This window comes from Amycolatopsis deserti, from assembly GCF_014653945.1.
GTDB lineage: Bacteria > Actinomycetota > Actinomycetes > Mycobacteriales > Pseudonocardiaceae > Amycolatopsis_E > Amycolatopsis_E deserti.
The window spans coordinates 421,074-439,132 of the sequence record NZ_BNAU01000007.1 but is presented as its reverse complement, the minus strand read 5'-3'; the positions used below and the strand labels follow the sequence as shown (position 1 = coordinate 439,132).

Annotated in this window: 15 protein-coding genes, 1 tRNA gene and 1 pseudogene; 10 read left to right on the top strand and 7 right to left on the bottom strand. The window is 72.5% G+C overall.

Features of this window, described 5'->3' with window-relative positions:
- The first annotated feature begins 44 nt into the window (after window positions 1–44).
- Both IE290_RS38045 and IE290_RS28805 read left to right on the top strand, forming a co-directional pair.
- Window positions 45–2,528 (top strand): histidine kinase, encoded by a 2,484-nt coding sequence (locus IE290_RS38045; RefSeq protein ID WP_229874763.1) that lies wholly within the window; start codon window positions 45–47, stop codon window positions 2,526–2,528.
- A complete protein-coding gene (locus IE290_RS28805) occupies window positions 2,525–3,175 on the top strand; it encodes a response regulator transcription factor (protein WP_191247815.1) in 651 nt (216 codons plus the stop codon). Before IE290_RS38045 ends, IE290_RS28805 begins: the two co-directional genes overlap by 4 nt.
- A gap of 2 nt (window positions 3,176–3,177) precedes the next feature.
- On the opposite strand, the gene IE290_RS28800 is transcribed toward IE290_RS28805, so the two are convergent.
- Together IE290_RS28800 and IE290_RS28795 are read right to left on the bottom strand one after the other, a co-directional pair.
- Window positions 3,178–3,936, bottom strand: a complete 759-nt coding sequence (locus IE290_RS28800) for an ABC transporter permease (RefSeq protein WP_191247814.1) — start codon at window positions 3,934–3,936, stop codon at window positions 3,178–3,180.
- Window positions 3,936–4,847, bottom strand: coding sequence for an ABC transporter ATP-binding protein (locus IE290_RS28795; RefSeq protein WP_191247813.1), 912 nt, complete (start codon window positions 4,845–4,847; stop codon window positions 3,936–3,938). The genes IE290_RS28800 and IE290_RS28795 overlap by 1 nt, the downstream gene beginning before the upstream one ends.
- An 89-nt stretch (window positions 4,848–4,936) precedes the next feature.
- Here IE290_RS28795 and IE290_RS28790 point away from each other — a divergent pair, with 89 nt between their 5' ends.
- Window positions 4,937–5,716 (top strand): ion transporter, encoded by a 780-nt coding sequence (locus tag IE290_RS28790; protein WP_191247812.1) that lies wholly within the window; start codon window positions 4,937–4,939, stop codon window positions 5,714–5,716.
- A gap of 137 nt (window positions 5,717–5,853) precedes the next feature.
- Here the strand turns inward: IE290_RS28790 and hrpB are convergent, their stop codons facing one another.
- Complete coding sequence (gene hrpB / locus IE290_RS28785) at window positions 5,854–8,217, bottom strand: ATP-dependent helicase HrpB (RefSeq protein ID WP_191247811.1); 2,364 nt, start codon at window positions 8,215–8,217, stop codon at window positions 5,854–5,856.
- A 119-nt stretch (window positions 8,218–8,336) separates the two neighbouring features.
- On the opposite strand from hrpB, the gene IE290_RS28780 reads away from it, so the two are divergent.
- The 4 genes and pseudogenes from IE290_RS28780 to IE290_RS28765 all read left to right on the top strand — a co-directional run.
- Window positions 8,337–8,843, top strand: coding sequence for a MauE/DoxX family redox-associated membrane protein (locus IE290_RS28780; protein ID WP_191247810.1), 507 nt, complete (start codon window positions 8,337–8,339; stop codon window positions 8,841–8,843).
- Between the two features lie 5 nt (window positions 8,844–8,848).
- Entirely contained in the window at window positions 8,849–9,628 is a 780-nt protein-coding gene (locus tag IE290_RS28775; RefSeq protein WP_191247809.1) for a DsbA family protein, read from the top strand.
- Window positions 9,629–9,732: 104 nt separating this feature from the next.
- Window positions 9,733–9,805, top strand: a tRNA-Ala gene (locus tag IE290_RS28770).
- A gap of 1,251 nt (window positions 9,806–11,056) precedes the next feature.
- Window positions 11,057–11,427 (top strand): annotated as a pseudogene (locus tag IE290_RS28765) (DNA glycosylase AlkZ-like family protein); the annotation flags it as partial.
- A gap of 186 nt (window positions 11,428–11,613) precedes the next feature.
- On the opposite strand, the gene IE290_RS28760 reads toward IE290_RS28765, so the two are convergent.
- A complete protein-coding gene (locus IE290_RS28760) occupies window positions 11,614–13,200 on the bottom strand; it encodes a LuxR C-terminal-related transcriptional regulator (RefSeq protein ID WP_229874762.1) in 1,587 nt (528 codons plus the stop codon).
- Between the two features lie 143 nt (window positions 13,201–13,343).
- Here IE290_RS28760 and IE290_RS28755 point away from each other — a divergent pair, with 143 nt between their 5' ends.
- The 3 genes from IE290_RS28755 to IE290_RS28745 are packed head-to-tail and all read left to right on the top strand — an operon-like array spanning window position 13,344 to window position 15,666.
- Complete coding sequence (locus IE290_RS28755; protein WP_191247807.1) at window positions 13,344–13,922, top strand: response regulator transcription factor; 579 nt, start codon at window positions 13,344–13,346, stop codon at window positions 13,920–13,922.
- Between the two features lie 56 nt (window positions 13,923–13,978).
- Complete coding sequence (locus tag IE290_RS28750; protein ID WP_191247806.1) at window positions 13,979–14,929, top strand: C40 family peptidase; 951 nt, start codon at window positions 13,979–13,981, stop codon at window positions 14,927–14,929.
- 26 nt (window positions 14,930–14,955) lie between these two features.
- Window positions 14,956–15,666: a response regulator transcription factor gene (locus IE290_RS28745; protein ID WP_191247805.1), complete on the top strand. Its 711-nt coding sequence runs from the start codon at window positions 14,956–14,958 to the stop codon at window positions 15,664–15,666.
- 5 nt (window positions 15,667–15,671) lie between these two features.
- Here IE290_RS28745 and IE290_RS28740 read toward each other — a convergent pair whose 3' ends face one another.
- From IE290_RS28740 to IE290_RS28730, 3 genes are all read right to left on the bottom strand, one after another.
- Entirely contained in the window at window positions 15,672–16,322 is a 651-nt protein-coding gene (locus IE290_RS28740; protein ID WP_191247804.1) for an NADPH-dependent F420 reductase, read from the bottom strand.
- Window positions 16,323–16,434: 112 nt separating this feature from the next.
- Window positions 16,435–17,007 (bottom strand): RNA polymerase sigma factor, encoded by a 573-nt coding sequence (locus tag IE290_RS28735; RefSeq protein WP_191247803.1) that lies wholly within the window; start codon window positions 17,005–17,007, stop codon window positions 16,435–16,437.
- A 239-nt stretch (window positions 17,008–17,246) separates the two neighbouring features.
- Window positions 17,247–17,972 carry a hypothetical protein gene (locus IE290_RS28730; RefSeq protein WP_191247802.1) on the bottom strand — a complete coding sequence of 242 codons (726 nt, stop codon included), beginning with the start codon at window positions 17,970–17,972 and terminating at the stop codon, window positions 17,247–17,249.
- Between the last annotated feature and the right edge of the window lie 87 nt (window positions 17,973–18,059).

Here is an 18,059-nt window from a genome sequence, read left to right as displayed (position 1 = left end):
CGACAGATACCGCCCGTCCACGTTGGTCGGTACCGTCCGATCCCGTGGGGAGATTCTGGGGAAGAGCAGCGGAAGTACTCGCGGGGGCGCTGGTCGTCGCCCTGGTGGTGTACGAGAGCCGGCACAACGCCCAGCCGTGGGAGCTGATCGGCGGGATGGCGGCGGCCGTCGTCGCGGTCGCCGCCGCCCGGCGCGGCCCGTGGTTGTCGCTGACCGTCGCGGTGGGGTCCAGCCTCGCCATGATGTTCAGTTTCGGCGGGCGGGTTCCGGTGTGGCCGGTGCTGCTCATGGTGCCGTTCGCCTACCTGGCCGGGCGGCGGATGGAGTCGGTACGGCCCGCGCTGGTGACGTTCCTGGGCGTCGGGGCTGTCGGCGTCCCGCTGTCCTTGGCGATCGGCCGCTACGAGATGGCCGACTGGGGCGCGTCGATCGGGGTGATGCTGTTCGCCGCCGTGCTGCCGTGGCAGCTCGGGCGGTACATGCGCACGCGGGACGATCTGGTGCGGGCGGGGTGGCAGCGCGCGGAGGAGCTGGAGCTGCGGCAACGGATCGTCGCGGAGGAGGCCCGGCTCCGCGAGAGGGCCCGCATCGCCAGCGACATGCACGACTCGCTGGGCCACGAGCTGAGCCTGATCGCCCTGCGAGCCGCCGCCCTGGAGATGTCGGGCATCGCGGAAGCCAAAGCCCTGCGCGAAAACGCCGCCGCCGCAACGGAACGCCTGCGCGAAATCATCGGCCTCCTGCGGGAGGACGCCCCACCGGTCGACCCGCTCCACGGAGGCGTCCCCACACTGATCGACCGCGCACGAACGTCCGGCATGGACATCACCTACGACGACCACCCCGCTGCTGTCGCCGCCAACGCCGCCAACGCCGCCAACGGCGCCACCGCCACCAACGGCACCGCCGCCACCAATGCCGCTACGCATCAGCCCACCGACGCACCCCCGTCGTTCCCCGATGTCACTCCACCGATCGCCGGCGCACCCCCGTCGTCGTTCCCCGGTGCCACTTCGCCGGTCGCGGGTCCGTCTCCTTTGCCGACCGACGCCACTCCGCCAGCTGCCGGTTCTTCTCCGTTGGCAGCCGGTTCCCTTCCGCCTGCCGCGGGTTCCTCTCCTTCGGCTGCCGGTTTCCCTCCGTCGCCGGCCGGTTCCTCTCCGCCGGTCGCCGGCGCGCCCCCGTCGTTCCCTGGTGCCACTCTGCCGGTTGCGGGTCCGTCTCCTTTGCCTTCCGGCGCCACTCCGCCAGCCGCCGGTTCTTCTCCGTTGGCGGCCAGTTCCCCTCCGCCGGTCGCCGGTGCACCGCCGTCGTTCTCCGGGGCCACGCTGCCGGTCGCTGGTTCGTCTCCTTTGGCCACCGGCGCCACTCCAACAGCCGCCCGGTCTTCTCCGTTGCCAGCCGGTTCCCCTCCGCCAGCCGCGGGTTCCCCAGCACCGGCCGCCAATTCCCCTTCGCGGGCGGCTGGTTCCGATTCGTCAGGCGCCGCTTCCCCTCCGACAGCGGCCGGTACCCCTTCGCTGGTCGCCGATTCCTCTTCTGAAACCCCTGCTGTCCGCGTCGCCTCCGAGGAACCGGCGGCAGACCATCCCTCGCAGGAAGGCCCCGCACGCGCACCCGCACCCGCGGCCGCGCCGAGCCAAGGAACAACACCAAACCGAGCGCGCGCGCTGCCTCTGGTCCAACGACCCGGCGCGCTACAAACAGCGAATCCCCACGGACACACCCCGAGCCAAGACCACCCGCACGCCACCTCGGAGGCCCGGCAAACCGGTCAATCCACGGACACGCAACCCGAAGCACCACGAGAAACCGCAGAACCCCCCATGGTCGAGCGCGCCGCCTACCGCGTGGTCCAGGAGGCGCTCACCAACATGACCAAACACGCCCCCGGCGCCCGCGTCACGGTCATGATTTCCCGCGCGGCCCAAGAGACAGTCGTCCGGGTGTGCAACGGGCCGCCGCCGGCCGGGCCGCTTCCGGGCATCGTTTCCGGCCGACGTGGCCTGGAGGGGCTACGCGAACGCGTCCGGCTGCTCGGCGGCACCCTCCGCGCCGGGCCCAAGGACGGCGGCTTCGAGGTGGTGGCGCGGCTACCGCACGCGTCCTCGCCGGCGCCCGTCCAGCCCGTGCAAACCGAATCCGCCCGGCAGCACGTCCAGGCGCGGCGCGAGGTGCGCCGGAGGTTGCTGGCCGCGCTGATCGTGCCACCGTCGATCATGGCGGGGCTCCTCGGTGTGGTGGGGATCGTCTACCTGTACCAATGGCAGACCTCCGTGCTCGACCCCGCCGACTACGCGCAGCTGCGACCCGGCCAGACCCGCGCCGAGATCGCCTCCGTCCTGCCGCAACGGCAACGCGGCCCGCACGTCACCGCGCCCGAGCCGCCCGGCGTGACGTGCGAGTACTACGGCACCGGCCGCAGCATCGTCCAGCTCCGCCTGGACGCCTACCGCCTCTGCTTCGCGGGCGACCGGCTCGTGAGCAAAGAACTCCTGACCGACGAGCGAGAAGAGAGACCGACGTGATCCGTGTACTGCTGGCCGACGACGAGGCCATGATCCGGGCCGGCGTCGCGGCGATCCTGTCCGCGGACGGCGACATCGAGGTCGTCGCCGAGGCGGGCGACGGTCGCGAGGCCGTCGAGCAGGCTCGGCGCACCCGCCCGGACGTCGCGCTCGTCGACATCCGCATGCCGCGCCTCGACGGGCTCGCCGCGGCCGAGGAGATCCGCGGCCTGCTGCCCGGCACCGGCGTCATCATGCTGACCACCTTCGGCGAGGACGCCTACATCGAGCGCGCCCTCGCCGGCGGGGCCAGCGGTTTCCTGTTGAAATCCGGTGACCCCCGCGAACTGCTCGCCGGAGTGCACGCCGTCGCCGACGGGGCGGCCTTCCTGTCGCCCAAGGTGGCGCAGCGGGTGATCGCCCAGATGTCCGGCGACCGCGTGTCCCGGGCCACCGCGGCCCGGGACCGCATCGCCGTCCTGACCGCGCGCGAGCGCGAGGTGCTCGCGCTCGTCGGCGCCGGTCTGTCCAATGCGGACATCGCCGAGCGGCTGTTCGTGGTCGAGGGCACCGTGAAGGCCTACGTCAGCACGATCCTCAGCCGCCTGGACGTCCGCAACCGCGTCCAGGCGGCGATCATCGCCTACGAAGCGGGGTTGGTGACATGAGGTCACGCATCGCGTCGCCGCAGCACCTCGTGCCCCACCGCGAGCGCGGCGGCCGCCCATGCGGCGAGGATCAGCAGCCCAGCCCACGACGGGTAGGGCGGAACCAGACCGGACACCGGGTTCGGCTGCCCGGACGGCACGAGCGCGGCGGCTCCCGCGACGCCCGGCATGAAGTTCACGGCCCCGAGCCCGAGCGAACCGGCCACCATCGCGGTCATCAGCATCACCAGGAACGCCACCGTGATGCTGCCCGCGACGCTGCGCAGCGCGGTCCCGATCCCGAGGCTGAGCAGCCCGGTGAGCGCGAAGTAGGCCCCGTTCGCGGCACACGTCTGGATGATCTCGCCGGTCGACGTGGCGCGGCCGAAGCCGTCCATCAACGGCGTCGCCGCCGCGATCGCCACCGCTGCCGTCACCACGCCCAGCACGAACAACACCGGCGCCAGCACCGCGGCCTTCGCGGCCAGGAAACGGCTCCGGATGGGAACCCACTGCAGCGTCGCGCGGATGCTGCCCGTCGCGTACTCGCCGGCGACGAACAAGCTCGCGAGCGCGATCACCGCGAACTCGGCGAGGTAGAAGCTGCCGCCCGCCACCAGATCGACCGCCGACTCCTCGGTGCTGCGGTTGTAGGCCACGGAGGTCGCGGACGGCAGCACGAACACCAGCATCAGCGCCACCGCCCCGGCCAGGCCCCAGAACGTCGAGCGCACGGACCAGAACTTCGTCCACTCGGAGCGGATCGCCGCGGTCGTCGTCATCACACACCAGCCTTCCGCGCGGAGTCCGCGCCGTACTCGACCGCGTCCGCGGTCAGATCCATGTACGCCTGCTCCAGCGACGCCCGCTCCTCGCTCAACCCGTGCAGCCGGACGCCCCGCTCGAAGGCCAGGTCGCCGATCGACTCGACCGGCACGCCGGTCACCAGCACGGAGTCGCCCTCGATCCGGGCGGCGGGCAGCCCCGCGGCCAGCCGCGCGCCATCCGCCGGGGTCGCGCACCGGGCGCGCACCACCGATCCGCCGGCGAGCAGCTCGCCCAGCGGGGCGTCCGCCAGCAGGCGTCCCCTGCCGATGACGAGGAGGTGGTCCGCGGTCAGCTGCATCTCGCTCATCAGGTGGCTGGAGACCAGGATCGTCCGGCCCTCCGCGGCCAGCGAGCGCATCAGCTGCCGGACCCACCGCACGCCGTCCGGATCGAGCCCGTTCACCGGTTCGTCGAACAACAGCACGCCCGGATCGCCGAGCAGCGCCCCGGCGATCCCGAGCCGCTGCCCCATGCCGAGCGAGAACTGGCCGGCGCGCTTGCCCGCCACGTCCGTCAGCCCGACCGTGGCGAGCACCTCCTCGACGCGCCGGTCGGGGATGTCGTTGCTGCGGGCCATCGCCAGCAGGTGCTTGACCGCCGAGCGGCCCGGGTGCAGCGCCTTGGCGTCCAGGAGAGCGCCCACGGTGCGCAGGGGCCACCGCAGTTCGGTGTACCGCTTGCCGTCCACGAGCGCGTCACCGGAGGTGGGGCGGTCCAGGCCCAGCACCATCCGCATGGTGGTCGACTTGCCGGCGCCGTTCGGGCCGAGGAAGCCGGTCACCTTGCCCGGCGGCACCATGAAGGTGAGCTGGTCCACGGCGGTTTTCTCGCCGAAGCGCTTCGTCAGCGCGCGTACCGTGATCATGGGTTCGACCGTAGGAACCGGACACGCCGGCGCACATCGGTCGAAGGGCGTCCACCCCACTGCACTTTCGGCAGGGCAGAATGCGGCCCATGATTTCTCGGCGCACGGTGAGCCCGCTCGACGTGGCCATGCTGGCGCTGGCCGTCGTGTCCGTCGGCCTGGTCGTCTACGTGACGTTCTTCCCGCACTCACCCGAGACCGCGCACCGCATCTTCGTCATCGACGCCTCGATCTGCGGGGTGTTCCTGATCGAGTTCCTGTGGCGGTGGTCGCGCGCCGGGTGGGACAAGCGCTTTCCGCTGCGCAACTGGTACGAGATCCTCGGCATGATCCCGATCGCGCACCCCGCGCTGCGCAGCTTCCGTCTGTTGAGGATCGTCATCGTGATCGTGCGGCTGGCCCGCACCGCCGACCGCGCGTTCGGCGAGCTGTTCACCCAGCGGCTGGTCGAACGCATGTCCCGGCCGATCGTGCTGGCCATCAAGAAACCGATCACGATCGCGGTGCTCGACGAGGTGGTCAAGGTCATCGAGACCGGCAACTACCCGGAGAACCTGGCCCGCTCACTCGGCGAGAACCGGGAGACGCTGCGCGCCATCATCACCGAGAAGATCAAGGACGACCCGCAGGCGGGCCGGCTGTCCCGGCTCCCGTTCCACGACGAGATCCTGAGGTCCCTTGTGGACACCACGATGCGCGTCATGCTCGAGGTGCTGATCGACCCGCGGACGGAGGCGTTCTTCGCGCACGTCGTCCGGGAGAACCGGGAGCAGATCCGCCAGGCGGTCGTGCTTGGCCTGCACGAAGACGAGAACGAGGAGCTGGAGCGCGATCTGGCGGCCCGGCCGGAGCGGTCCTACGGCCTCTGAGGAGCCACTGGCCGGGCGGGTCGGGCACCCCGTCCGCCTCCTGGCGGGCGTGCACCGGATCGGCAGGGGCTTGGTGGCGCCGGTGGAGACTTCGATTGCTTCCGCGGGGCGGGAGAGGCGGGTGGTCTGGTGCCGCCCTACGGCGCCTGGGGGTCCGCGGGCCAGGCGTGCTTGGGATAGCGCCCGCGCAGCTCCGCCCGGACGGCTGGGTATCCGTTCGCCCAGAACGACTCCAGGTCGCTGGTGACCGCCGCCGGGCGGCCGGCGGGGGAGAGCAAGTGCAGCACGACCGGCACGCGGCCGTCCGCGACCTTCGGCGTTTCCCGCCACCCGAACGCGAGCTGCAGCTTCACCGCGAGCACCGGACGGCCGGCGGAGTAGTCGACCCGGAACCGGGACCCGGAGGGCACCTCGATCCGGTCCGGTGCGAGTTCGTCCAGCCGGCCGGCCTCGGGCCAGGGCAGCAGGCGGCGCAGGGCGGACGCGGTGTCGATCCGGGCGAGGTCGGCGCGGCGGTTGGCCCGGGACAGCTCAGGCTCCAGCCATTCGTCCACTCTGGACAGGAGTGCGGCATCGTCCACCGCGGGCCACGGGTCGCCGAGGGCGTCGTGCAGGAAGCCGATCCGCGCCCGCAGGCGCTCGGCCTCCGGAGACCAGGTCAGGACGTCCCCGTCCCGGAGCCCGGTGAGCAGGGCCTCGCGCACGAGAGCGGGGTCCGGGTCGCGCAATGGGCGGTCGCGCAGGACGATCGCGCCCAGCCGCCGCACCCGCCGTGCCACCACGTCGCCGTTCCAGGACACGTCGTCCTGTTCGGTCACCAGGTTCGGCGCGGCCCGGACGGCCAGCTCCTCGTCCGCGCGCGCGGCGAGCCGGATGATCCCGTGGGCGCGCCCGGGGTCGCGCGTCGCTTCCGCGACCGCGAGCCACTCGGCGTCGCCGAGGCCGCTGCCGGCGGGCAGCTCGGCGGCGGTGCCGCCGGCCATCAGGTAGACCGGCGAATCCGGCCCCCGCCGCCGGGCCAGCCGCTCCGGGTGGGCGAGCGCGACCACCAGGGCCGGATCGGGTGCGTCCGGGCCGCCGGGCACCAGCCGTTCCAAGCGGCGCACCTCGGCGTGCCAGCGGGACCCGCGATCGTCGCGGAGGCGGCGCAGCTCGGCCTCGACGTCGGTGAGGGTGCTGCCGGCGTCCATCAGCGCCACCACCTCGGCGGCGGCACGGGCGCCGACCGCGGCGGCCCCGTCGAGCAGCGCGCGGGCGAGACGCGGGTGCAGGCCCAGCTCGGCCATGCGGCGGCCGCGTTCGGTGACCGTGTTCCCGTCCAGGGCGCCGAGCGTGCGGAGCAGCTCCTGACCGGCGGAGAGCGGACCGTCCGGTGGCGGATCCCACCAGGACAGGCCCGCCCCGTCGGGTGTCGACCAGCAGGCCAGCTCGAGGGCGAGCCGGGCCAGCTCGGTGGTGCGGATCTCCGGCTCGGGATAGGCCGGCAGAGCCGCCTGCTCGTGCTGCGGCCAGCAGCGGTACGCCCGGCCCGGTGCTTCGCGCCCGGCCCGGCCGGCTCGCTGCTCGGCGACGGCGGCCGACACCCGGACCGTCGCCAGGCCGGGCAACCCGCGGCGGTGGTCCACCCGCGGCACCCGCGCCTGCCCGGAGTCGACGACCGCCCGCACACCCGGCACGGTGAGGCTCGACTCGGCCACCGCGGTCGCCAGCACCACGCGACGGCGGTCGCCGGGGCGCAGTGCGGCATCCTGCTTGCCGGGTGCGAGCCGGCCGTGGAGCGGCAGGACGTCCACGTCCGGCAGGTCGAGCATGCCGGTCACCCGGGCGATCTCGCCCGCGCCGGGCAGGAAGGCCAGGACGTCGCCGTCGCCGTCCGTGAGCGCCGTGCGCACAGCCCGGGCCACGCACGCCTCGATCCGTTCGCCGCGGGCGGGCGGGAAGTAGGTCGTCTCCACCGGGTACGTGCGGGCCCGCGCGGTGACCACCGGCGCCGCGCCGAGCAGCTCCGCGAGCCGCCCGGAGGCGACGGTGGCCGACGTCGCCAGCAGCCGCAGGTCGTCGCGCAGCCCGCCACGCACGTCCAGCAGGAGGGCGAGCAGCAGATCGGCGTCGAGGTGCCGCTCGTGGCACTCGTCGAGCAGCACGGTGGCGACGCCGGGCAGCTCGGGGTCGTTCTGGACGCGCCGGACCAGCAGGCCCGAGGTGACCACCTCGACGCGCGTGCGCTTCGACACCTTCCGGTCGCCGCGCACGGAGTAGCCGACCGTCTCGCCCACCGGTTCACCCAGCAGTGCGGCCATGCGGGCGGCCGCGGCACGGGCGGCGAGGCGGCGCGGCTCGGCCACCACGACCCGGCCGTCCGAGCGCGCCATCAGGTCCAGCGGCACCAGCGTCGTCTTGCCGGTGCCGGGCGGTGCGACCAGTACCGCGGTGCCGTGGTCATCGAGGGCGGCGGCGAGCTCGCCGAGGACCGCGCGGACGGGGAGATCGGGCAGGTTCATGGCGACAGCAACCGTAGACGGTGGGTGAGAGCTGAGTCCCTGGTCACCCGGACGTATGGGATTCGCGCGCGAGCCCCGGAACTCACGGGTTTCTCAGGGCGGGCCGATAGCCTGGGGCCGTGTTCCGCCCGTCCCCCTCCGTGCTCGACGCCGTCGGCACCCTCGTGCGGCTCGGCCTGGCCGCGGTGTGGCTGGTCTCCGGGATCGCGAAGATCAGCGACTCCGGTCAGACGTACCTGGCCGTCAAGGCCTACGAGGTCCTGCCGGACGCGCTGCTGCACCCGGTCGCGACCGCGTTGCCGCTGGCAGAGCTGGTCCTGGGTGCCTTCCTGCTGCTCGGGCTCGCGACGCGCTGGGTGGCGATCGCCTCGGCCGTGCTGCTCGTGGTGTTCATCGCCGGGGTGGCCCAGTCCTGGGCGCGGGGGCTGACTATCGACTGCGGCTGTTTCGGCGGCGGTGGCGAGGTGACGGCGGGACAGACCCGGTACCCCCAGGAAATCGCCCGTGACGTGGGTTTCCTGGTCCTGGCCTGCTGGCTGATCGTGCGCCCGGCGACCCGCGTCGCGCTGGACGGCTGGCTCCGCGGCGGGGCGCCGCAGGCCGAGGTGGAGAAAGAGAGGATCTGAACAACGTGGGTGGAGCGGAACGGTCCGCGCGCAAGCGCCGCCAGCAGCAGAGCGCTGGGGCCCGGGCGGTGACCCAGGCCCGCGGCGGTGGCGGCCCCAGCCGGAAGACGATCGTGTCGGTGGTCGCCGTGGTGCTGCTGGCCGCCGTGGTCATCGGCGGTGTGATCTGGACCAACGCGTCGAAGAACGAGACCGAGGGCACGGCCATCACGCCCCAGACCGCGTCGGCCGTGCTGGACACCGCGGACGAGCGCCAGGGCGCCACGGTCGTCTCGGGCAAGGCCGACGCCAAGGTGAAGCTCGACATCTGGGCCGACTTCCTGTGCCCCTACTGCGCGCAGCTCCAGCAGCGGTACGGCAAGCAGATCGAGGAGCAGATCCAGGCCGGGAACGTGCAGGTCACCTACCACATGATCCCGCTGCTGAACAACAGGTCGGACCCGCCGGGCTACTCGCTCGACTCGGCGAACGCCTCCCTGTGCGCGGCGGACCAGGGCAAGTTCACCCCGTACCACGACAGCCTGTTCGCCTCCCAGCCCGAGGAGGGCAAGCGCGGCTACGACAAGGGGCAGCTGATCAAACTGGGCCAGGACCTGGGCATCACCGCGCCCGAGTTCGCGACGTGCGTGAACGCCGGCACGTACGACCAGCAGCTCAAGGACGCCCTGACGAAGGTCTCCGAGGACCCGAACTTCCAGGGCACGCCCACGGTGCTGCACAACGGCCAAATGATCAACTGGACGCAGGACGGGTGGCTGCCGAACCTGGTCAACCAGGCCGGATGACCTTCCGCGGGGGGCCGGTCCCGCAGGACCGACCCCCCGTGCAACGGCCATTCCGGTGTCATGTAAAGTAGTCGCAGACGAGATGCGGAGTTCAACTTCGCTCCGGGGCTATGGCGCAGCTGGTAGCGCACCACACTGGCAGTGTGGGGGTCAGGGGTTCGAGTCCCCTTAGCTCCACAGTAGTCAAGATCGCCTGACCTGTGTATTGCCGCAGGTCGGGCGTTTTTTGTCTTACCGAGAGTTCGTACATGGTGGATTGCGCTTCAGTTACCAGTTGAGCAACTGGGGCAGTGGCTCATGGTGGGCAAATGGGGTCAAGCTAACCTGCCTTAGGTGGTTCCTCCGTACGGGTGATCTTCCCGATTTGCTTCCAGTGGCGGCGCTCGGGACAGAGGCGCTGGACTGGTCCGGCCCGATCAGATCTCGCCGAGCCTTCGACGACCTGCGGGACCTGCGCAGGCTCGCACGCGACCATGACCGGGAGAACAGAACCGGTGTACCGAATGAGTGGAGCGGTGGCGCGGTGAGCCGCGAGGACACCAACCGTGCCGTGTTCGGCCAGGGGCCCGCCTGGCCGAGCTTGACCCATCCGGTGCCACGCCGATCCGGATCGGGGAGAACGACCTGTGGCGGGCTTCCGCGCGGCGTGGTCGCCCGCATCGCCCGCGCCGGGAAGGACGCCGCGGCGGCCAAGGAGGTCGCGGTCGCTCGATGGCTGGAGAACCGAGGCGTCGACGCGGTGCGTGTGGTCCGTGACGTCGACCAGCCGGTGCGCGCCCAGGGCCGCCCGGCGAGGTTCTGGCACGAGGCTGCTAGCCCACGAGCGAGGAAGCGTCGCGGCGAAGGTGGGGCCATGGGACGGAGGGAATTCTCCTGCCGTTGATCTGTTCGTGGTCCGGAGGGCGATCCGACCATCGAGACAGATGCCCACGCGCACCGGACCGGGCTGTCACGGCACACCGGAACCGGTCCGGCGTGCCGGGGCCTCCTGGTGTCATGGTGTCGCGGCGGGACTCCGCTGAATCTCGGGGTGGGTGGGGATCGCGGGGCGAGCAGCTCGCCCGCCCAGGCCGGGAGATCACCTCAGCGGGGTCAGCTTGCGCGTCGTGACGCCGTCCTGGTCCTCGTAGGCGTGTTCGCCTTCGAGTCTGCCGTGCTCGTCGTACGGCCAGATGAAGCGCAGCGCGGTAGGTGACCACGTAGGTCGCCTCGGGATCGGCCACCCCGGTGCCGGCGCGGGCGAGGAAGTGACCGGGAGCTGGTGGTGGAACCAGGCCTCGGCGGCGAACCTCGGTCCGCAACGGCGGGCTCCAGCCCGGTCGTCCACAGCAGGGCTTCCGCCCACGCCTCTCGTCGGAGAATCGCCCAATCTCTTCGAGGCTGGTGTGCACGATGTTCGCCCGGTCCGCACCAGGCGGTAGACCGGACACCGTGGCCGACCTGCGGGTCTGGAGCGGCCTCGCCGGGCTGCCCGTCGCGGCCGCCGCTATCCGCGACGAACTGGTCGCCTTCCGCGACGAACACGGCCGCGACCTCCTTGACCTGCCCGGCGCGCCACGCCTCGACCCCGGCACACCCGGTCCGGTCCGGTTCCTGCCCGCGTTCGACAACGCGATCCCCCGCTACCAGGGCCGCAGCCGGATCATCGACGACGTCCACCGCAACCCTCGGTGGCCGGCGAGCGCGTCGCGCTGGTCGGCGGCCGGGTCGCCGCGACCTGGACCGTCAAAGCGGACACCGGTACCGTCGCCCCGCTGCGCCGCGTCACCCGCGCTGAGCGGACCGCCGTCGACGAGTAGGCGCGGCAACTCACCGCGTTCCTCACCCGCGACGGCCGAACTTCCTGACACGCCCGCGTCATGTCCGCGGCCCCCACCCAGTCTGAGGGGTGCGGGGGCGCGAAGCTCGCCGGCGGGCGCCGTCCGGTTCTGGGGTCGAAGGGGGTGGGACGGACGGTGTTCCCGGCGAGCGTACGCTACCCCGGCTCAGAGCAGGCCCAACTCGTAGGTGCGCATGATCGCCTCGTCCCGGTTGGAGGCACCCAGCTTCCGGTACACGCTCTGCAACTGGGAGCGGACCGTCGCCACGGAGACGACCAGGCTGCGCGCGATCTCCTGCGGCGAGTGGCCCTGCGTCAGCTCGGTCAGGACCCGTTGCTCGCGGTTGGTCAGCGCCACCAGGTCGATCCGCTCCGGGAAGACGGGGCGCGCAGGGGCCAGGCGCGCGGCCGCGGACTCCGTCAGCTCGACCTCGCCGAGGAGTTCCGCGCGTTCCGCCGCGGGCAGCGTCGCGAGGGACGCCACCTCGTCCGGCTCGCGGACCGAGGACAGCATCCGGACGGCGCCGCGGGCGGCTTCCCGGTCACCCATCCGGAGCGCGGCCACGGCGTGCACGAGCAGCAGCTGGGCCCGGTCGCGGCGCGGCGTGCCCGCGTGCCACACGCTGCGCGCGGCGATCGCCCTGGCCTGCCGGTGGTCGCCCGCCAGCAGGTGCAGCCGGGCCGACGGAACCGCCAGCCAGACCGGCACCGCGGCCGTTTCGTGCCGGAGCATCCGCAGCGCACGGTTCCCCTGCCCGGCGGCGATCAGCAGGTCGGCCCTGGCGCGGTCCAGCACCTGCTGCGCGATGCCCGGCCCGGCGCTGGCCTGCCTGCTGATCCGGATCCGTTCGAGCTGGTCGAGCCCGTCCGCGGGGTCACCGAAGTGCAGCGCGGCGGCGCCGACCAGGGCCGCGACGAACGGCCACACCTCGATCGGCTTGGTGCCGTCGCCGGTCACCGCGAGAGCGGCCGCCACGCCGTCCCGGTCGTGCCGGTCGAGCGCGAGCCAGCCCTCGGCGATCGTCGCTCCGACGGTGCCGAGGAAGGCGACCGACGCCATCGGCGGCGGGTACGACCGCATCGTCCTGATCCACCGCTCGGCCGCCCCTGTCTGGCCCTGGTGCGCGAAGACCATCGCGAGGTTCGCCGCGGCGTTGATCCCGGCGAAGTGCGTGAGCGGTTCGGCCCGCGCCTGCTCGTGCGCCAGCTGGTAGAGGGCGGTGGCGCCGTCGAGGTCCCCGGCCAGCGATCGGGTCAGACCCCGTTGCAGCGCAAGCCATCCGGGCCGCAGCGTCGATCGTTCCCGCGGCAGCGGGCGGAGTTCGTCCACCCGCCGTGCGAGCTCCTCGCCGAGCTCGTCCGCCTCGTCCAGGCTGCCCTGTGCCCGCAACTGGATGAGCTTCGCGGTGCCCAGCGCGATCAGCGTGGCCGGCGGGGCGTCCGCGGTCAGGTCGAACTCGGCGGCCATCCGCGCACCCACTTCCATGTAGCGCCGGAGGAACGCGCGCAGTTCCGCATCCGCGGGAGCGGCCAGCGCGTGGGCGTTGGTGAGCCACGCGATGACCAGTCGCGGCCTGCCGTGCAGGACCTCGGGCGGGATCGCCCCGAGCGCGGCGACGAGCATCCCGGCCAGGTCCGCGGGCAACGCCAGCCAGTGCCGGTCACAAAGGTCCTCCAGCTCGTCCCAGTCCTGCGCGCCGACGATCCGGCGCAGTTCTGCGGAAAACTCGTCGAGCGAGCTGCGTTCGTGCACTTCTCGGATAGTAATCACCGCGGAAAACCGCATTGCTGGAAGCGCTTACTGCTACTGACAGTGTCCTCGCGGTTCACCCGCCCGGTGCGCGCAAGATCAACTAATCTCGGGTCACCAGTCGGAGAACGCACAGGAGTTGGTGGATGCCCGCGGCCGCCCTCGTCGCGATGTACGTCGGGGAGGACCCGGCTCGCGCGCAGGCGCTGCGATCGGCACAGCCGGCGGGTCCCGCGCCGCGGTGGGAGATCGCGGACGCGAGCGTCGCGGGTCTCCGCGCGGTGCGGCAGTCCGATCCGGACATCGTGATCGTCGACGGCGACGTGGCCGACCTTCCTGCACTGTGCCGCGACATCCGCGCGGCGGCGCCCTCCGCGGTCGTGCTGCTGCTGGCCGAGGACACCCCGCCGCCGCCCGGCGTGGACGGCGTCATCAGCTGGGCGGTGCTCCGCAACGGCCTGCCGGGCAACGTGTTCGGCGCACTCGCCGAGGTCGCCGTGGTAGCCCGGGTGCCCGGCGACCGGGTGTCCGGCCTGACGGCGCAGGAGATCGCGGTCCTGGAACGCGCCGCGCGCGGGATGACGGCGGAGGAGACCGCGGCCGAACTCGATCTCACCCCGGGCGCCGTCCGCTCCGCTCTGCGCGCGGTGAAGACGAAGTTGCGTGCGTCGTCGCGGGCGCACGCGGTGGCGCTCGCGATACGGGCGGGTCTCTTCCCGACCTGATCCAGTGGTCCGCGTCAGGTTCCGCCGCGCCGGCCGGTCTCTTCGGTGTGGTCAGGATGACGCTGCTGGTCGTGGTGTGGTTGACGGCCGTCCTCGCTGCCGCGCCGGCACTGGCCGCACCGCAACGCGACGCGGACAACGCGTACCAGGAACTCCGGCGCGCCCAGGACGAACTCGCCGCCGTGCAGATCGAAGTGAGCGGCAGGGAAGCCGAACTCGCGGCGACTGAGCGGAACCTGTCGGCCGCGCTGGCCGGCAGCGGGTCCACTGGCGAGGCGTTGCGCGCGGCGCGGTCCGCGGCCGTGGCGGCCCGGTCACGCGTGGCCGGTTTCTACTCCGGGGTTTCCGCGGAGTTCCGCCGTGGACGGGAGTTCGCGGTGCTGGACAACAGCGCGCCGCTGGACTACCGGGCGGCGCTGCCCCTGCTCGATTTCGTCGCCGCCGACCAGTTCGCGGAGGTGCGGGCGGCCGAAGAATCCGTGCGTCAGGCCGAGTTCGCGGTCACCGCGTCCGCGGATGCCCTGACACACGCTGAGGCGGCCCGCACCGCGGCGGCCGATGCGCTCGCCGCCGCCGGAGCACACCGCGAAGCCGCCCTCCGCGACGTCGAGGACGCACAGCGCCGCGTGGACGCGCTGTCGCCGGTCGGCGAGGGCGATGCCGGGAACGTGGTGCGGTTCGCGTTGGCGCAGCTCGGCAAACCCTACGTGTGGGGCGCCGAGGGACCGGGCAGCTACGACTGTTCGGGTCTCGTGCTGGCCGCGTTCCGGTCCGTCGGCCTGACCGTGCCGCGCACGAGCGCGCTGCAGGCGGGGGTGGGTGTCCCCGTGCCGAGGGACCAGGTCCGCCCCGGCGATCTCGTCTTCTACTACCAGCCCGTCAGCCACGTCGCCGTCGTGATCGACGAGTCGCGTGCGGTGCACCTGTCTCGTCCAGGTGAGCCGGTCCGGATCGCGGACATCGACGCGATCGGCCCGGTCAGCGGGATCCGGCGGCTGCTGCGTTGAGAACCGCAACCAGAGGAGGAACAACCTTGTCCACGACTTCCGCCGTTCACGGCAGATCCGGCATCCGCGTCGCGGTGGCCGACTCGCTCCCGCTCTTCCGAGAGGGGCTCTTCGCTCTGGTCCGGCGCAGCGCCACGATGCGCTGGGCCGGTCACGCGGGCACCGCGCCGGACCTGCTCCGACTGGTCGAGCACGCGCACCCCGACGTCGTCCTGCTCGGCGCGGGCGTGAACCGCCAGCCGCAGCTCATCCCGCTGCTGACGGGGGTCCGGAACACGGTCGCGGTGGTGGTGCTGCTGGAGCCCGGCCAGCTGAACCGCGCCCACCTCGGCGAGTTGCTGCGTGCCGGGGCCCGCGGCGTGGTCGCGCGCGCGGCCGACCCGTTCCGCATCACCGAGGCGATCGCTGCCGCAACCCGGCAGATCCACGTCGACGGGCAACTGCGGGGACTGTTGCTGCCGCGGGAGATCGCGGGCGAGGAGCCCCTCCCGGTCCCGACGCGGCCCGCGCTGAGCGCGCGCGAGTACCAGGTGCTGCAGCTCATCGCCGAAGGGCTCAGCACCACGCAGATCGCGGCGAGCCTGCTGCTGTCGGTGGAGACGATCCGGACCCACGTACGGGGGGTGCTGCGCAAGCTCGCCGCGCGGGACCGCACCCACGCCGTAGCCCTCGCGTTCCGGGCTGGGTTGCTGGTCGTGCCCGGGCAGCCCGACGCCGAGCGGCGACAGGCGTCCTAGTGCCGTCAGGCGTGCAGGACCCCGAGGTTGAAGTTGGTGTGCCCGAGGGACCTGCTCAGCCGCTGCCGCAGCGGGAACAGCATCTCCATCGACCGCGCACCGGTGATGTCGCCGAGGTCGACGATCGCGTCCACGGGCCAGCCGAACTCGCGCAGCAGACCGGTCACCATCGTCTTGGCCTGCCTGCTGTCGCCGGCGAGGAACGCGACGTGCTCGCCGGGCACGCGCTTCGGGTTCACCATCACCGACGGGCTCACCGTGTTCAGCGCCTTGACCACCCTGGTCTGCGGGAACAACGCCTGGATCTCCTCGCCGAGGCTGCGCTCGCCGGTCCGCAGCAGGGGCGGGTCCGCCGCCGGGTCGCTGACCGCGTTCGCGACGTCGACGAGCACCTTGCCGGCGAGTTCGTCCTCACCCGCCGTGCGCAGGGCGTCCACGGTGGCCGTTCCCGCGGTGGCGTTGACCACGATCGACGCCGACCGCGCCGCCTCCGCGTACGTGCCGGCCCGCGCCAGCTCGCCCGCCGCGCGGACCCAGCGGGTGATGTGCGGCTGCCCCGGGTCGCGGCTCCCGATCACGACGCGGTGCCGGAGCTCGACCAGCCGTGCGGCGAGGGTACGACCGACGATCCCGCTGCCCAGTACCGAAATCCGCACCGGGTTGGTCCTCCGTGGCCGTCGAGGGGAATGCGCTTTCTCCTCCGGTATACCTGCGCCGGGGAGTCCGGACAATGCGGACGTTGATGAAACGCGTGATGAAATCCGGCGGTCACGAGTCGCGGGAGGCGAGCAGATCGTATTGCCGCCGCAGCGCCGTCCGCGCCCGCCACAGCAGTGAGCACGCGGCGGCGGGCGCGATGCCGAGCTCGGCGGCCACCTCCTGAGGGCGATGTCCCAGCACCTCCACCATCCAGAGGACCCGGCGCCAGCGGGCGGGCAGGGCCGTGAACGCGTCGGCGAGGTTCCGGTCGCCGCCCAGTTGCTCGTCCAGGGGCGGCGTTCTCGGCTCGACGACGACCGGGGACAGGCCGGCCGCGACGGCGCGTCCGTTCCGCGCGCCGAGGTCGATGGCCAGGCGCCGGACCGTGGTCCGCAGGTAGGCGGGGAAGTTGGTGGCCGGACCGCCACCGCCCTCCAGCGCCAGCATCGTCCGCACCAGTGCGTCGGCGGTCAGGTCCTGCGCGTCCGCCGGACAGCGGGCGACCGAGCACGCGTATCTCAGCACCGCGGCCTGGTGTCTGCTGACCAGGACCGCGAACGCCTCGCGATCACCCCCACGAGCTTCGCCGAGCAGATCGTCGTCCGACATACCGGCCAGTTCCCGCGTCGCGGTGTCACCCATCAGCCCCTCCTCCATGCACTTCCAGGTGAAGAATGCAACTACAGGTTTGGCGAACCGATTGGGTGAACTCGAACTACTCAGAGCGGATGAATCCGCGTTCGATCCGCTCAACGGGTGATTAACGGGTTTTACGGATAACAGCTGCGCTGGACCGGCCGATACCGCACGACCGGATCCGGGCGCTTATCACGAAACGGTAACGCTACTCCATTTTTGCGCCCGGACCAGCTGTGCGCTGCTCAGATGAGCGGTTCGTCCACCAGGGACGGGAAGAGGTCGAGCAGCCACGCGGCCTGCCGCGCGGGATCGGCGCCCCGGGGCCACCCGGCGATCGACACGGTCAGGCCCGGCGCCCCCGGCAGGCCGTGGAGGAGTTCGCCGAGCCGTTCGGCCCGCTCCGGGCTCGTCACCAGCACCGCGACGTCGCAGGGGCCGACCGATCCGGCGGATTCGCGTGCGCCGAGGTGTGGCCGGAGGTGGTCGGCGATCGTCGTCCGCGCCGACATCGAGGACCAGGGCGCCGTAGCCGGTTCCCACCGCGCCACCAGGACGTGCCGGTCCACGTCGTCGTAGCCGGGGGAGGTCAGGTCGTGCAGGAAAGCGGAGCGGGTCCGCAGCCCGGTCACGGGATCCGTGCCGTGCGCGAGGAGGGCGTCGCGGGCGACGATCTCCCGCATCGCGCGGGCGGCGGCCGCCACCAGGTCCGCGGGGGCAGGCCCCAGGGCGGCCCCGGGCAGGCACGAGGCGAGTGCGTCGACGTCGCGCGCGAAGTCGACGTCCGTGGCGGCCGAGCCGAGGCGCTGGTCGGCGAGTTCGCGCAGCGCGGGGAGCAGGCCGCTGCCGGACAGGCAGGCCTCGACGACCGCGGGCGCCGCGTCGGTCTCCCAGGCGAGGTCCGAGGGCCACCCGAGTTCGCGTGAGCGCGCCCGCCACCGGGTCAACAGGGTGGTCACCGCCGTGGTCACCGCGTCTCCCGCCGATCGTGTGGTTCGTTCACGTTCCTCGTCGCCGTGACGGTGCGCCGGCGGGCTCTCCACTACCGAACCACCCCT